Annotated in this window: 10 protein-coding genes and 2 pseudogenes; 5 read left to right on the plus strand and 7 right to left on the minus strand. The window is 67.7% G+C overall.

Annotated elements, in window-relative coordinates:
• The first annotated feature begins 8 nt into the window (after positions 1 to 8).
• Positions 9 to 2,255 carry an ATP-dependent RecD-like DNA helicase gene (locus tag FRAQA3DRAFT_RS10330; protein WP_009739002.1) on the plus strand — a complete coding sequence of 749 codons (2,247 nt, stop codon included), beginning with the start codon at positions 9 to 11 and terminating at the stop codon, positions 2,253 to 2,255.
• Here FRAQA3DRAFT_RS10330 and FRAQA3DRAFT_RS32895 read toward each other — a convergent pair.
• Both FRAQA3DRAFT_RS32895 and FRAQA3DRAFT_RS38645 read right to left on the minus strand, forming a co-directional pair.
• Positions 2,230 to 2,430 (minus strand): annotated as a pseudogene (locus FRAQA3DRAFT_RS32895) (hypothetical protein); the annotation flags it as partial. The gene FRAQA3DRAFT_RS10330 and the pseudogene FRAQA3DRAFT_RS32895 overlap by 26 nt on opposite strands.
• Positions 2,424 to 2,651, minus strand: coding sequence for a helix-turn-helix domain-containing protein (locus FRAQA3DRAFT_RS38645; RefSeq protein WP_051054247.1), 228 nt, complete (start codon positions 2,649 to 2,651; stop codon positions 2,424 to 2,426). The gene FRAQA3DRAFT_RS38645 and the pseudogene FRAQA3DRAFT_RS32895, both read right to left, overlap by 7 nt.
• 499 nt (positions 2,652 to 3,150) lie before the next feature.
• Here FRAQA3DRAFT_RS38645 and FRAQA3DRAFT_RS31440 point away from each other — a divergent pair, with 499 nt between their 5' ends.
• Both FRAQA3DRAFT_RS31440 and FRAQA3DRAFT_RS31445 read left to right on the plus strand, forming a co-directional pair.
• Positions 3,151 to 5,304 (plus strand): AAA family ATPase, encoded by a 2,154-nt coding sequence (locus FRAQA3DRAFT_RS31440; protein WP_083873563.1) that lies wholly within the window; start codon positions 3,151 to 3,153, stop codon positions 5,302 to 5,304.
• A complete protein-coding gene (locus tag FRAQA3DRAFT_RS31445) occupies positions 5,210 to 6,649 on the plus strand; it encodes a WD40 repeat domain-containing protein (protein ID WP_369809457.1) in 1,440 nt (479 codons plus the stop codon). Before FRAQA3DRAFT_RS31440 ends, FRAQA3DRAFT_RS31445 begins: the two co-directional genes overlap by 95 nt.
• An 84-nt stretch (positions 6,650 to 6,733) precedes the next feature.
• Here FRAQA3DRAFT_RS31445 and FRAQA3DRAFT_RS10345 read toward each other — a convergent pair whose 3' ends face one another.
• From FRAQA3DRAFT_RS10345 to FRAQA3DRAFT_RS38650, 5 genes and pseudogenes are all read right to left on the minus strand, one after another.
• Positions 6,734 to 7,594, minus strand: coding sequence for an SAM-dependent methyltransferase (locus FRAQA3DRAFT_RS10345; protein WP_009739004.1), 861 nt, complete (start codon positions 7,592 to 7,594; stop codon positions 6,734 to 6,736).
• 368 nt (positions 7,595 to 7,962) lie between these two features.
• Positions 7,963 to 9,168, minus strand: a complete 1,206-nt coding sequence (locus tag FRAQA3DRAFT_RS10350) for a patatin-like phospholipase family protein (protein WP_009739005.1) — start codon at positions 9,166 to 9,168, stop codon at positions 7,963 to 7,965.
• Between the two features lie 410 nt (positions 9,169 to 9,578).
• Positions 9,579 to 10,925 carry a phosphotransferase gene (locus tag FRAQA3DRAFT_RS10355; protein ID WP_009739006.1) on the minus strand — a complete coding sequence of 449 codons (1,347 nt, stop codon included), beginning with the start codon at positions 10,923 to 10,925 and terminating at the stop codon, positions 9,579 to 9,581.
• A gap of 445 nt (positions 10,926 to 11,370) precedes the next feature.
• On the minus strand, positions 11,371 to 12,672 hold the full coding sequence (locus tag FRAQA3DRAFT_RS31450; protein WP_051054252.1) for an alpha/beta hydrolase-fold protein: 1,302 nt from the start codon (positions 12,670 to 12,672) through the stop codon (positions 11,371 to 11,373).
• Between the two features lie 397 nt (positions 12,673 to 13,069).
• Positions 13,070 to 13,327, minus strand: a pseudogene (locus FRAQA3DRAFT_RS38650) (integrase); the annotation flags it as partial.
• Between the two features lie 68 nt (positions 13,328 to 13,395).
• Between FRAQA3DRAFT_RS38650 and FRAQA3DRAFT_RS10370 the strand changes: the two are divergent.
• Together FRAQA3DRAFT_RS10370 and FRAQA3DRAFT_RS10375 are read left to right on the plus strand one after the other, a co-directional pair.
• A complete protein-coding gene (locus FRAQA3DRAFT_RS10370; protein WP_009739008.1) occupies positions 13,396 to 14,064 on the plus strand; it encodes a TetR/AcrR family transcriptional regulator in 669 nt (222 codons plus the stop codon).
• A 522-nt stretch (positions 14,065 to 14,586) separates the two neighbouring features.
• Positions 14,587 to 15,501 carry an ABC transporter permease gene (locus FRAQA3DRAFT_RS10375; protein ID WP_232291999.1) on the plus strand — a complete coding sequence of 305 codons (915 nt, stop codon included), beginning with the start codon at positions 14,587 to 14,589 and terminating at the stop codon, positions 15,499 to 15,501.
• Position 15,502 lies beyond the last annotated feature (1 nt).

A 15,502-nucleotide genomic window follows, 5' to 3' on the forward strand; every position in this document is an offset into this window, starting at 1 on the left:
GGCTGCCTGTGACCATTGCCCGTTCTTCCGCTGATGCCGCGCGACAGACGGTGGTGGAGGGGGTGTTGGAACGGATCACCTTCGTCAGCGAGGAGACCGGCTACACCATCGCCCGTCTGGCCACCGAGCGGTCCGGCCCGGACCTGCTGACGGTAGTCGGTCCGCTGCTGGGCGCGCAGATCGGGGAGAGTCTGCGGCTGACCGGGCAGTGGGGTAGCCATCCCAAGTACGGCAGGCAGTTCCAGGTGCACTCCTACACCACGGTGCTGCCGGCCACGATCCAGGGCATTCGCCGTTACCTCGGCTCGGGGCTGATCAAGGGGATCGGGCCGATGATGGCCGACCGGATGGTCTCGCACTTCGACACCGACATCCTGCGGATCATCGAGGAGGAGCCGGCGCGGCTGATCGAGGTGCATGGGTTGGGACCCAAACGCACCAAGAGGATCGCCGCCGCGTGGGAGGAACAGAAGGCGATCAAGGAGGTGATGGTGTTCCTGCAGGGGGTGGGGGTGTCCACCTCCCTGGCGGTGAAGATCTACAAGAAGTACGGGGACGCCTCCATCGGCGTGGTCCGCACCGAGCCCTACCGACTCGCCTCCGATGTGTGGGGAATCGGGTTCAAGACCGCCGACACCATCGCCCAGGCGGTCGGCATCCCCCACGACAGCCCCGAACGGATCAAGGCCGGGTTGCAGTACACCCTGTCGCAGGCCGCCGATGACGGGCACTGCTTCCTACCCGCACCGAACCTGATCACCGAGGCCGCGAAGATCCTGGAGGTCGAGCGGGAGCTGATCGGCCCATGCCTGGACCAGCTCGCCGCCGACGAGGGCGTGATCCGCGAAGGGGTCCCGGCCGCAGACGCCACTGTCCCAGCGGTCTATCTGGTGGCGTTCCACCGGGCGGAGACCTCCCTCGCCGGCGGGCTGTTGCACCTGCTCCACGCCGGCCAGGAACGGTTGGCGTCGTTCGTGGACGTGGACTGGGACAAGGCGCTGAGCTGGCTACGGGGCCGGACCGGTCAGGACCTGGCCGACGAACAGGCAGAGGCGGTCAAGCTCGCGCTCACCCGCAAGGTTGCGGTGCTCACCGGTGGGCCTGGTTGCGGCAAGAGCTTCACCGTCCGTTCGGTGGTGGAGCTTGCCCGGGCCAAGAAGGCCACCGTGGTGCTGGTCGCGCCGACCGGGCGGGCCGCGAAACGGCTGGCTGAACTCACCGGCCATGAGGCCTCCACCGTCCACCGGCTGCTGGAACTGCAACCCGGCGGCGACCCCAGATATGACCGCGACAATCCGCTGGACGCCGATCTGGTGGTGGTGGACGAGTCCTCGATGATGGACGTCGTCCTGGCCAACAAGCTGGTGAGAGCGGTCGCGCCGGGAGCACATCTGCTGCTGGTCGGCGACGTCGACCAGCTTCCCTCCGTCGGCGCCGGAGAAGTCCTGCGCGACCTGCTCGCCGCCGACACCATCCCCAGGGTCCGGCTGACCAGGATCTTCCGGCAGGCGCAGCAGTCCGGCATCGTGGTCAACGCCCACCGCATCAACGCCGGAACACCACCGCAACTGAACGGTTTCGGTGATTTCTTCTGGTTTACCTGCGAGCCGGCCGAGGACTCCGGTCTGCATCCGGCGGAGGAGACCGCCAAACTGGTGGTGGACATCGTCGCCCACCGCATCCCGAAACGCTTCGGACTTGATCCCCGCCGCGACGTTCAGGTACTGGCGCCGATGCACCGCGGACCGGCCGGGGCCGGTAACCTCAACATCCTGCTGCAGGAAACCCTCACCCCCGCACGGGAAGACGTTCCCGAGCGCCGCTACGGGGGGCGGGTGTTCCGGGTCGGCGACAAGGTCACCCAGCTTCGTAACAACTACGAGAAGGGTAAGGCCGGGGTTTTCAACGGCACCCTCGGCGTCGTCACCGGCATCAACTCCGAGGAACAGGCGCTGACCGTGCTCTCCGACGAAGACGAAAGTCTCGTCTACGATTTCTCCGAACTCGATGAACTCGCCCATGCCTACGCCGTCACCATCCATCGTTCCCAAGGCAGCGAATACCCTGCCGTCGTGCTTCCACTCACCACCTCGTCGTGGATGATGCTGCAACGCAACCTCCTCTACACCGGGGTTACCCGCGCCAAGAAACTTGTTGTTCTGGTCGGCTCCCGCAAGGCGCTGGCGGTTGCGGTCCGGACCCCGGGAGCCGGGCGTCGTCACACTGCCCTCACCCACCGCGTCGCCCTGTCGTGAGAGCCCCAGTGGAGCCACGAGGCCCTGCGGACAGCCGCACGCGCGGGTCAGCGTCGACGCCGAGTTCGTCGTGCCCGCGGCGGATGTTCTGGACCAGCGCATGCCCCGAGCTGATCGTCCGGGCGGAACGCAGCCGTTTCAGCCCGCGCATCGGGCGGAGGCGGGCCCTCAGCCGGCAGCGGACGCGACGACGTCGACCAGACCGCTCACGCCGTCCGCCTCGTACCGGCCGATCCACAGATCGACCGTCGGCCGGGACACTCCCGCCAACGCCGCGATCCGCCTCTTCGGAAGGCCGTCGGCATGCCACAACACGATCCGCGCCCGCGTCGCCACGTTCGCCGGGGTATCGCGACCGTTCACCAGCCCGGACAACTCTGCCCGCCGTTCCGTCACCAACTCCAGAAAATCATTCCACCCGACTCGATCGAGTAAAGAAAACAGGCTCACGAGACACTGGTCCCGGCGAGTTCCTCCCGGGACCGACACCTTTGTTCCCGCGAAGGCTACGATCACAGCTGTCAGTGCCCAACACTGGATGGTCTACGGGGGCGCACATGTCACGTCGACGAGTTGGGGCGGTGGGCGGCGGCGTCACCTTCGTGATGGCAGGCGCGGCGGGGGCGGCAGGTGGTCAGCTGGGTGACAAGGCACTGTGGGCGTGGGTATGCCTGCTGGTTGCGCTGCTTGTCGGCGGGGTGGCCACGTCCTGGGTGGCATGGCGGACCACGGATGCCGATCCTGTGCGACCGTCGGGCGACACAGGTCCGGATGGTCCGCCCTCACCGGATGGTCCGCGGATGGGCGATGTGCGGGTGGGTGACATCGTGGCGCCCGGCGGTCAGGCTGCGGGGATTAACTACGGGCAGTTAATCCAAGGCCAGGGCGGCCATTCATGAACCACAAGCCCGAGGTGACTCCCGCGGTTCCCGGTGCTGCGTCGTTATCCGACGACAAGGTTCGCGTCATGGTAGGTGATGTGTCCGCGCCTGGCGGCGGGCAAGGGATCGGCGTCAACTACGGTACCGCCCTGCACCAGTATTTCCAGGGCTCGTTACGGTTACTGCGGCAGGCGACGATCGCCCTCGATCCATTACCGGGCGATCTACGCTTGGTTAGTCCGGAGGATCCGGATAATCCTGTGGGCCTCTTCCAGGGCAGGACTCAGCTGATCGAGAAGATCGACGCTTTCCTCGCCCTGTGCGTACAGCGTCGGCGCGGTGGTTTCCTCCTGGTCGAGGCCGAGGCGGGAATGGGAAAGTCGGCGCTGGCGGCCTACCTGGCGTTCACAAGGGCGTGGCCGGCGCACTTCACCCGGCTTGCTGACGGCCGCGTGCCGGAAGCGGCCCGGCGGAACCTGGCCGCCCAGCTCATCGCCCGGTGGAAGCTGCAGGACGCGGCACCGGGTGGGATGCTCCCGGAGAACTCGGAAAGTACCGGGTGGTTGCATGGTCGGTTGTGTGATGCAGCTAGAGCACGAGACCGAGGCGAGCCGGGGGCGGCGGTGGTGCTGCTCGTCGATGGGCTGGATGAAGCGCCTCTCGCCGCAGGTGGCGATCTGCCGTTGGGCCTACCACCGAACCTGCCGGCGGGCACGGTGATCGTCGCGACGACACGGCCGAAGTCGGTACCGATCCCAGTGGGGTCGAGGGTGGTGGAACGGATCGACGTGGAGAGCGAGGCGAACCGGTCCGATCTGCTGGCCTATCTGACCTCGGTCACCGCACGCGATCCGTATCTGGCTGGCCCCCTGGCCAGAGCCGGGACGGATCCAAGCCGGTTCTGCCGGACCTTGTTGCATCGGTCGGGAGGCGTGTGGATCTACGCTCTGTCCGTCCTCGACCAGATTCGTGATCAAGGCTGGTCGCCCGACGAGGTTGATCGGCTGCCCATCGGGTTGGCGGCGTACTACGCGGACAATATGCGCCGCTGGCGGGATGAACTCGGTGAGGACGGCTGGGAAACCGTCGGGTTACCGGTTCTGGCAACGCTCGCCGCGATCCGGGAACCCACCTCCGCAGCGAAGATCGCCGCCTGGTCCGATGTTCCTCCGGGTAAGGCGCGCGGCGTTTTGCGGGAGATGATGAAACCGTTCCTTGCAGTGCGCCGGGGCGGTGATCCCGATCTGTACTTCCCACGACATCAAAGCCTGCGCGAATTCTGCGAAGGCACGACTCTGCTCGACCACGATGTGGACCGGCTGCGGGAGCTGGCCTACGATCTGGCCGCCGCGACCCGCGCAGCGCATCGCCGTATTTCCATGGCTCTGGAGCCCTCGAGCCCTGTCGGCCAGCGACGTTGGAACTCTGCAGACCATTACGCGCAGACCTATCTTGCCGAGCATGCCGCTCTCAGTTACCGACTCGATGACCTGATTATGGATCCGGAGTTCGGAATCTTTGTCGGCATTTCCTCCCTGCTTCGTCAACGGCGGCATCTGACCGCAGAGCAGGCGACGAAGGCGCTCGCCGCGCTGGAACTCGCGGCTGGTCATGGCGAGGATCAGGCGTCGCGTCTTCGGTGGATCGAGGTGTCCGCCCGAAAGATGCGCGCCCACGCTCTTGCCGACAATGCCGCATCCCTCCTCGACAGATCATCATGGCGTGTCACACGAGCCATGTGGAAAGGCAGCAGCCACCGCAACCTCACCGGCCATACCGGCGGGGTGCGCGCGTTGGCCGTGGTGCCGCTCACTGATGGCCGGGTGCTACTTGCCTCCGCCGGCGACGACGATTCCGTGCGGCTGTGGGATCCGACGAGCGGTACACAGATCAGTGAACTCACCGGCCATGCCGCCGCGGTGAATGCGCTGGCCGTGGTGCCCCTCGCCGATGGCCGGATACTACTTGCCTCCGCCGGCGACGACGATTCCGTGCGGCTGTGGGATCCGACGAGCGGTACACAGATCAGTGAACTCACCGGGCCATGCCGCCGCGGTGAATGCGCTGGCCGTGGTGCCCCTCGCCGATGGCCGGATACTACTTGCCTCCGCCGGCAACGACGATTCCGTGCGGCTGTGGGATCCGACGAGCGGTACACAGATCAGTGAACTCACCGGCCACACTGGCATCGTGTTTGCGCTGGCTGTGGTGCCGCTTGCTGATGGCCGGGTGCTGCTTGCCTCCGCCGGCGACGACGATTCCGTGCGGTTATGGGATCCGGCTACTGGTGCGCGGACCGGTGAGATCACCGGCCATGCCGCCGCGGTGAATGCGCTGGCCGTGGTGCCTCTCGCCGATGGCCGGGTGCTGCTTGCCTCCGCCGGCGACGACGATTCCGTGCGGTTATGGGATCCAATGACCGGAACACGAACTCTCATTCTCACTGGCCACGCTGGAGCAGTTCGCGCGTTGGCGGTGCTGCCGCTCGCTGACGGCGGCGTGGTGCTTGCCTCGGCGGATGACGACGATTCGGTGCGGCTATGGGACCCAACGGCCGGAACACTGATCGGCGAACTTTCCGGCCACACCGACTGGGTGCACGCGTTGGCGGTGGTGCCGCTCGCGGACAGCCGGGTGGTGCTTGCCTCGGCCGGCGACGACGATTCGGTGCGGCTGTGGGATCCAACCGCCGGAACATCGGAACTCGCCGGCCACACCGACGGAGTGAACGCGATGGCAGTTGCACCGCTTGCCGACGGCCGGGTGTTGCTTGCCTCCGCCGGTGCCGATCGGTCGGTGCGGCTGTGGGAGCCGACAACGGGCGCACAGATCAACGAACTCACCGGCCACACCGGCGTGGTGTTCGCGTTGGCGGTGGTGCCACTTGCCGACGGCCGGGTGTTGCTTGCCTCCGCCGGTGCCGATCGGTCGGTGCGGCTGTGGGACCCGGCAACGGGCGCACAGATCAACGAACTCACCGGCCACACCGATGCCGTGAATGCACTGACCGTGGCACCGCTCGCCGACGGCCGGGTCCTGCTCGCCTCTGCCAGCGACGATCGGTCGGTGCGGCTGTGGGACCCGACAACGGGCGCACAGATCAACGAACTCACCGGCCACACCGGCGCGGTGTTCGCGTTGGCGGTGGTGCCACTCGCCGACGGCCGGGTCCTGCTCGCCTCCGGTGGTGCTGAGAATCCGGTGCGGTTGTGGGATCCGACTACCGGCGCGCAGACCGGCAAACTCCCTGGCCACACCGACTGGGTGTACGCATTGACGGTGGTGCCGCTCGCCGACGGAGGGCGACGGTTGACCTCCGCCGGTGCCGATCGGTCGGTGCGGCTGTGGGACCCGGCAACGGGCGCACAGATCAACGAACTCACCGGCCACACCGATGCCGTGAATGCACTGACCGTGGTACCGCTCGCCCACGACGGAGTGCTGCTCGCCTCCGCCGGTGACGACCGATCTGTCATTCTGTGGCAAGCGCCGGGGCTTGGCGCGGTCGCGTGACGCCGACCCCTGGCGGTCCCCGCTGCGGTCGAGACGGTGCCGGTGGTACCGGCGCTGGCGGGATGGCCGCCGCCATGATGGCTTCTACGGCTTGCGTCCGACGGCCCCGTAGAAGCTGACCTGGGCGTCGGTGAGGTCGTTGGGGGTGTCGTCGTCGGGACGCCAGCGGTGCACGATCTGCAGGCCGGGATCGAGCAGGTCCAGGCCGTCGAAGAAACGGGCGACGTCGGTGCGACCGCGTTGCTGGGCGGGAATGCCGCCGGCCCGGTAGGTGGCGGCAACCCTTTCCATGCCCTCGTCGTAGTCGGCGGTGGCATGGGTGAGGGTCAGATGGCTGCCCGCTGGCAGCGCCTGCAGGAGACGGCGCAGGATGGCGTGAGGGTCGTCGGAGTCGGGGAAGAAGTGGATCGTCGCGATCAGGGAGAGGGCCACCGGCCGGGTGAGGTCGAGGGTGGCGCGCAGCTCGGGAGCGTCGAGGATGCTCTCGGGGTCGTGCAGGTCGGCGTCGAGGTAGGCGGTACGCCCTTCGGGGGTGCTGGTGAGCAGGGCCCGGGCGTGGGTGAGCACGATCGGATCGTTGTCGGCGTAGACGACCCGGGCGTCCGGCGCGATGCCCTGGGCGGCCTCGTGCAGGTTCGGGCTGGTGGGGATGCCGGTGCCGATGTCGAGGAACTGGCGGATCCCGACCTGCGCGGCCAGATAACGGGTGGTTCGGATCATGAACGCCCGGTTCGCCTGAGCGGCGATGCGGGCGTTCGGGAACACGGCCAGGGTCCGCTCGGCCGCCTCCCGGTCGACCGGGAAGTGGTCCTTGCCCCCGAGGTAGTAGTCGTACATCCGGGCCGAATGCGGCTGGTCGGTCTGCAGGTCGACCGGGTTGCGCACGTCGGCCAAGGTCTTCCACCACGTCCCGACCTGCGTGCCGTGTGGATCCGCACTCGTCACCCGCGACCAACCCCCTCACGTATCGGATGATCCTCGCGAATCATCCTAATGTAGCGACCCTATGAGATCGCGGCAGCGGTACTCGGCCGGCTGGTCACCGCGGCGCGAGTAAGGCGCTGCGGACGGACCGCCCACAGCCGGCGGATTGATCAACACCGGTTGCTTCCGGGTGGCCCTCGCCCACCGCGCCGTGCCGGTAGGGCACGCCAACCGCGAGGCGGCTACCCCGGAAGCCATTTTCTGGTCAACGCCATCACCTCCGCGCGGCTGCGACGGCCGTGATCGGCGACGATGAAGCGGAAATAGCAGGTTCGACCCCGTCCAACTCGGTCAGCAACGCGGGTGCCGTCGGATGAACCGCCGCGAATTTAGTACTGCCAGGATGCGGCGCCAGCTTGAGCTTCACCTAGTTGAATCTGATCTCCGATGTATTGGGGGTCGAAGAGCAGGAAGCTGAGCAACTCTCGGTCGTCGCCACCGATACGCAGGAAGGGAAGCACGGTCTGCAACAGACCGAGCGCGTGATAGTCGGTATCACGTAGGTAGCCGAGGGGTGAGATCGCCCGGAGCCCCCGATAGCGGTTGCGGAATATAGTCGCCGCCATGCCGGCGAGCTGGCCACTGCCCGGCGAAACGAGAAGAAAACGGATACGCTTGTACAGGTTGCCGCTCGGCGAAATTGCTTTATTGCCCGCGAGTTTGACGAGGTGGTTGACGCGCCGCAGGTTTCCGATATCCTCGATCATGGCGTCGCCGAGCACCGCATTCAGCGACTGCGCGCCTGTGCTCAGGACATCGGGTGCACGACCGGTGGGACCCGCGGGCGGCGGAGGATAGTCCGTCGCGTGACTGGATATTATCATCACGCGTGTCGCTCCGAGGTCGAGGACAGGCTTGATAGGCGTGTTCAGCCGAACCCCGCCGTCGATGTAGAAACCCGCCGCGCCCTGGGTATCGATTTTCTCGGGAGGAAAGAACACGGGTATCGCCGAGGACGCGATGACATGTTTGTAGTTGAGCGGTGTCCGTACATAGTCCAAAGCACCGCCCGCGGCCACCTGCGGCGCGGGGCTGTTACTGTGGAGGAACACCCGGCTGCGCCCCCCGGTCCCGTCCTGCTGGCACAGCGTCGCGACGACACCGACGGCCTCGGGGTATCCCTTGCTGACGTTCTGAGCGACCTGGCCCGGGCGGTAGAGATCCTGCGCAGTTCTACGCAGCGGGGCCGTGTCAGCTATGCTGGTAATTCTGGGAGAAAAAAAGAACCCGGGCGCTCTCCTGGCCAGGGTGAGGGCGGAGAGTATGGGATTGAACACCTTCCGGGAATCGATCTTTCTCCAGGCGTCTGTCAGGTCGGCGGCGATCTTTTGCGGGACGTCGTGTGCACTCTGGGCCAGCAGTGCGGCGTTGACGGCCCCCGAGCTCGTGCCAACGATCACTACTCGCTCGTAACTCTTGATCGTTGGCGCGAGGTGCGCGAGCGCACCCGCCGCGTACGCTCCACGTGCTGCGGCTCCCGCGATTACGATGCCGAGTACTTCGCCTGCTCGGACCGTATTCTTCACATTCGGCATATTCTCGCTGCTCCGTGGCCTGCTCGCCTGGCGGTTCATGAGGTGCTCCGCGACCCTAGAACACTGCACCGAGGCGCGCCATGGCACATGGGCCAGCCACGGGTTTCCGTAGACGTTACGGCCAGGATCGGTGAACACGGAGGTTTCGGGTCGAGCCACCGATCCAGCCGATATCGCGGCCATCTTCCAGCTCGCCGCGTAGCGCTTTGAGAGACACTTCGAGCCGGGTGACCGCTGCGCCGCGGCGGTCGAACATCCTGATGGCGGTGCGGGCCCTTTCCAGACCGGACAGGGACGGTGACGACTGCCGAGGGTTCGTCGCGCTCCGGGGCCCTCTGGGGCCTCGGACCGTTTCTACCCCTCGGCTATCGCTGGGCGGCCACGGCCGGTCGCGGGTGGGCGCCCGCCCCTCACAGGCTGGGCTGCGGGACGTCACGGTGCCGCGTGATCCACGAGCCCGCCGGGCCGTTGAGCATGCGGGCCCGGTGGAGGCGGCGATGGAACAGCCGGACGAGCTCGGCGTCGTGGCGGCCCTCGTCGGCGAGGACGAAGTTCTCCAGCTCCCGCTCGCCGTCCGCCCACGACCGCGGGCGCCGGCCCACCAGGTCGGCCGTGTCGTCGAGGTCCGCGGCGACGACCGCGGCCCCGATCTCGTCGATCCGCTGAAGGTGTCGGGCGAGCCGCACGGACATGCGGTTGTGGTACCGCTGCGCGCCGGCGCCGAGGTCCTGCCGCTCGAGAGAACGGGTCAGGTGCAGGTGCGCCGGCCCGTAGGCCGACACGACCGGCTCGGGTTCTTCCACCTCCGCCAGCTCGGCCCCGACGACAGTGGCGATTCCTTCGAGCGCCATCAGGTTGGTCTCGATGCACCAGTGCAGGTTGAGCATGTAGTCCGTGCCGGGCACCGGATCGGCGAGCACGGAGTGGAACTCGAGCTGGTTCGACAGGGCCCACAGAATGTAGTGGTAGTGGACGGCCTGGAGATCCACCGGAGTGCCGCTGCGTTCCTCATAGCGGCGCATGAGCGGGGCGAGGTCGCCCAGGGCGACGAACGGGCTGCGTACCCACATTCCCCCGAGATCCTGCATGGGGTCGCCAATGTGCCCGAACTCCAGATCGAGCAGCGCGGTGATGCGTCCGTCGGAGTGCAGGAGTTGGCCGGCATCCCAGACGATGGCCGACTCGCGGCCGCGCGAGTCGGGGCGATGACGTGACAGCCAACCCAGCACGAACTCCTGGAAGGGGTCGGGACGCTTCTTCAACTTCCGGTAGGCGGTCTCCTCGAAGTGCCGTAGGCCCACCGAGCCGGGATCCTCGCCGGCACCGGCGCGCACGATGTCCGCGTCCACGAACGGCGCCACGTCGAGCGCGTGCAGTCGGACGAGAATGTCGATGTAGTCGTCCATCGCCCGGCGACGTTCATCGTCCGGCACACCCTCGAAGGAGTCCCGTCCCTCCACGCGCGCCATGACGTACGCCCGCGGCTCCTCCGACCAGCCGTAGACGGCCGGCACCGGAATGCCGTGCTCCTGCAGGACCGACTGGAAACGCATCTCGTGCCGCAGCGGGAACGCCGACGGCGAGTCGACCCGCTCGCCACGCACGTACAAGGGCAGGAGCACGCCGTCGCGTTCGACGTCGACCCACCAGGCCGGGCGCCATCGAGCCTGCCGCTCGATGCGTACGACCTTCCCGCCCACATCACGTTCCAACCAGTCGATGATCCACCTGGCGTGCCCGTCACTGCGGTCAGGCAACCTGGCCTCCCAGCTTCATCGCGGCCGAGGCCCGCGCACACACGCCGCGCTCGTCACCGACCTGCCACGGTCTCTCGGTCTTCGGACCTCGCTCGGCTCGCTTGGCGGGGGTACGAAGGTCATCATGAGCGTTGCGGCACCAGGTGTCACGGGTATCACCGAAACTGGCACGGCCCAGTGCCAGCACAGCAGCGCCAGCGCCCACGCCCAGAGCGCGGCGAGCGGTCCGCACCAGCCCAGCCACGTCGGCAGCCACGCGGGTGCCGGCAGGCCGAGCAGCCGGTTTCGCCTCGTAGCCCCAGGCCAGCCTCCGGTGCAACATCAGAGTGTCGAACGTCCGCTCGACCCTCCACCGTTTCGGCAGCGGGGTGAACCCCCGCGCTCCCGGCTGCCGGCCACTGATAGCTGCACGTGAAGTAGCCAGACCGCCCCGCGGCGGCCGTGTTCACCGTCCGTCGTCGGCGGCGGAGCCTGGCCGGACACTTCGGTCCGGGCCGCCCAGCAGGCTCGCGATGCCCCGGCCGAACTCCTCGGGAAGCCAGACCCAGTCGTGGCCTCCGGGGAACTCCCGGTACGTGAGGTCGTAGCCGCGCTCGGCCAGCACGTCGCGCAGGCGCCGGTTCGCAGACAGCATCGCGGGCAGCCCGCCCGGGAAGGTGTCGTCGTCGAGCAGGCCGGCGGCGACGTACAGGCTGACCGGCAGCCGGGGGGACTGCGCGTAGTGCCGGATCAACCAGTCCCGTTCGCCGTTCCGGTGGGCCCCGACCGCGCCGATCACGGAGATCGCGCCGGTGAAGACGTCCGGGTGCCGCAGCGCCGCGTAGAGCGCGGTCAGACCGCCCAGGCTTGCCCCGCCGACGACCGTCGCCGAGGGCCGGGCCGCGACACCGAGCTCGGCACGCGCCCAGCCCACGAGCTCGTCGGTGAGGAAGGCAACATACGCGTCGGAGAGATTGAAATCATCGGCTCGGTATTCACGGGGATCGGGCATTACCGCGACGAACGGGGGGACGGCGCCGCTGGAGACCAGCTCCTCGAACACGGACACGATCGACCCGATCGCCACCGCCTCCCAGCCGTCGAAGAGGACGACCAGTGGAGTCGACGCATCGATCGTGGACCGGGGCGGGGCGTACACGTACACCGGCACCGCTCGCCGGAGGGCCGCGCTGGCGACCTCACGGACGCTGACCGGGCCGGCCGCGGCCTGACCGTCACGGCGGTCCACCCGGGCGTCCGCACCGCCGTCCCGGGCGGCCGGGGACAGGTCGAGAAACGACACGGTACGTCCCCAGGGGCTGAGGATGCCCTGCTCCGGATAGCTGATGGTGCGCGGGTTGTACGGGTCGACCACCCGGGCGGCGAAGTGGCTCGCGAGGTCGAACGAGCGCCGGCCCGCGCCCAGGCCCACATCGGTCGTGAACGTGTAGGTGACCCTGGTCCCCCGGGGCAGGCGCAGCGTGACGTACCAGACGTCGGTGCCGGCGACGTTGGTGAGCGTGAAGGCGGACGACGCGCTGGGCGAGACCCCGTCCGCCAGAGTCCAGGGCCCGGACGCGGGTCCAGCCCGCAGGACGAAGGTCACATCGAGCGCGTCCGGATCGTCGGCGACCTCGTCGACGAACGGGGCGCCCGAGCGTTCCACGTCGGACCAGAACCGGGCGGGCGAGGCACTCGCGGCCTCGATCGCTCCCGCCCGCGGGCTCCGCGGCGTCGTGCGCCAGGCCCGCTCAGGCGCGGTGCCCATGTTCATCCGGCGTCCGCCGGCAGGTCATGATGCATTGAAACTCCGGGGAAGGTAGCAGGTGAGTCGGGTCCGGCCGGGTGCTGATGACCGCGACTGGGCCGGGCGCGGCCGGCACGGCCAGATCGAGCATCAACGGCCGACACCCGGGAACCGGGCGTACACCGCGTCGCGATACACGTTCCTATCGCGACGATGTTCGACATCGGGAACAAGGCCCGTGGGCCACGACCACATTTCATATCACCCTCACCGAATCTGCGGTAGTCCGGTAAGGACTCGGCGCCTCGCCCTGCACGACGGGCCGGCCGAGGCTGCGCTGCGCCCGACGCTGGGCGAGCGCGACCTCGCCTACCTGCTGGCCGGCCACGCGCCACCGGCCCTGTGTGGCTCCAGCATGGGCGGCTTGGGTGCGTGGTCGTCCCCAGCGTTGCTGGCGTTCGGCGCGGGCGCGGGCGCGTTCGCGGCGTTGGGCTTGTAGGACGGTGGGGTGGCGGGAGTTGGCGATGCGCCGACGCAGGTAGGCCTGCAGCTTCCGGGCGAGCGTGGGGTGGTTCGGGTGGTCGGAGTTGCCCATGCCGAAGGTGCGTAGCGGGTCGAGCTGGGCCTCGACCGGGTTCACCCAGGATGCATCCGTCAAGGTGAGGCAGAGCCACACTGCACCACCGGTCCAGAAATCTAGTCGTTCGCGTAGGTTTTTTCAGTATCAGTAGTAGTCTCCTTGCCATGGCATTGGAGCGCGCGGCCGATCGCGCCCTGCAGCGAGACGGTTTCCGTGGTCGCATCGACAAACGGCAGGCAATCCTGCAGGCAGCCTGGACGGTGTTCTCGCGCGACGGTTACAGCCACGCGACCATCGAGGCGATCGCCATGGAGGCCCGCGTCGCCAAGACCACGATCTACAACCACTTCGGCGATAAGGAGACGCTGCTGCGGCACGCCGTCGCGGCGGATGCCGAGCGCGTCGCCGCCCGCAACATCGCCGCGATCGAGAGGCTCGTCCCCGACCGGACGCGCCTGCGTGCCGCCCTGGAGGAGCTGGGTTATCAGCTTCTGCGCTGCCACTGCGACGAACAGTCATGGCAGCTTCGGCGGATCCTCGTCGCCGAGGTCGGCCGCCTTCCCGACCTGCTCGACATCGCCGACCAGCGAGCGATGAGCCGCATCGTCGGCGTGCTCGCCGACCGGTTCGCCCGCCTGACCATCGCCGGCCTGCTGACCACCGGCGATCCGCTGCTCGCCGCCGAACAGTTCAGCGCGCTGCTGAATGGTCCGGCCGACGCCAGGTCACGGCTGGGTACCCGGCGGATCTCCGACCGCGAACTGCACGCCCTCGCCCGGGACGCCGTCTCGACGTTTCTTCAGGCCTTCGGTCCACCGGCCCGCGAGGCCTGAGGACGGCCCGCCCGCACACCCGCACGGCCGCGCTGCCCGTCGACGGCGGTCCGGCCGCGCCCAGGCGTGATCAGTAGACGCCAGAGTAGTTTCGCTGCGTATCTATATCGTTACGCGCGAACGAGCGACGACCAGAAAACGCTACGGTGGCGTCCACCTTTCTGGACGAATGTTGAAGCGCGGGCCTGGTCGGGCTACTGTCGCCGCATGTCACTGGTGCGGCGTCGCTTCGTCGACCTCATGCGGATCGTCAGCGCAAACTGTTAGTTCCCCGCCGGGCGAACTAAATCCCGGCCGTCCACCATCTCCGCACGCTCGAATCGTGTGGTGTTTTCCGTCGACTCCGAGGAAACCAGCGGCAAACGGTGCCCGTCGCCCGTCCCCGCAGGGTCTCGACACGGAACCTCTGCTGCTATCTACCTGCCCTCCCGCGGATTCCCGATGAACGTGACCGTGCAGTCCAGATGAAGGGTGCCCCTGGCAATGCTGCGCTACGCGCTAGGACGCGTCGTTCAGGCGGCAATGGTTCTCTGGGCCACGTACACGGTTTCCTTCGTCGTCCTGTACAGAATTCCCGGGGACGCCGTTCTGGAACGTACCCGCTACGAGCCCACGGACATCACCGCGGAGCAGATGAACACGCTGCGCGCGGAGTACGGGCTGGACCAGTCCCTGGTCAGCCAGTACCTGCACCGCACCGCCGACGTACTCACCGGCGATCTGGGACGGTCGCTGGTCAACGGGCGGCCGGTCGTCGAGCTTATCGGCGAGGCCCTGCCGTGGACGCTGCAGATCGCCGGCCTGGCGCTGGTCGTCGGCCTGTTCTTCGGCGCCGGGCTCGCCCTGCTGGCCAACTACGTCCAGGCCGGGTGGCTGCGCCAGGCACTGCTGAGCCTGCCCCCGCTCGGCGTCGCCGTGCCCTCGTTCTGGTTGGGGTTGGTGCTGCTGCAGATATTCTCTTTTCGAATCACCTGGTTTCCGGCGACGGGTCACGGCGGATGGCGCACGATGGCGCTGCCCGCGATCACCCTGGCCATCCCGATCGGCGCCCAGATAGCCCAGGTGTTCGCGAAGAGTCTGGAGCAGGCTCTGGCGGAGACCTACATCCAGACAGCCCGGGCCAAGGGCCTCGGTCACGGCCGGATTCTCGTCGGGCATGCCACCCGCAATGCCACACTGCCGGCGCTGACGATTTTCGGACTCGTGGTGGGCGACCTGTTCGCGGGTTCCGTCATCATAGAGACGGTCTTTTCCCGCAACGGGATCGGCCAGCTCACCGCGGCCTCGATATCAGCTCAGGACATGCCGGTTGTACAGGGCCTGGTCCTCCTCGCGGCCATCGTCTACGTGCTGGTGAACCTCGCCGTCGACCTGACCTATCCACTACTTGATCCACGGGTCGCGCGTCTTTCGCGCCCGGTGCCGAGCGGAGCGTGAA

This window comes from Frankia sp. QA3 (genome assembly GCF_000262465.1).
Lineage (GTDB): Bacteria > Actinomycetota > Actinomycetes > Frankiales > Frankiaceae > Frankia.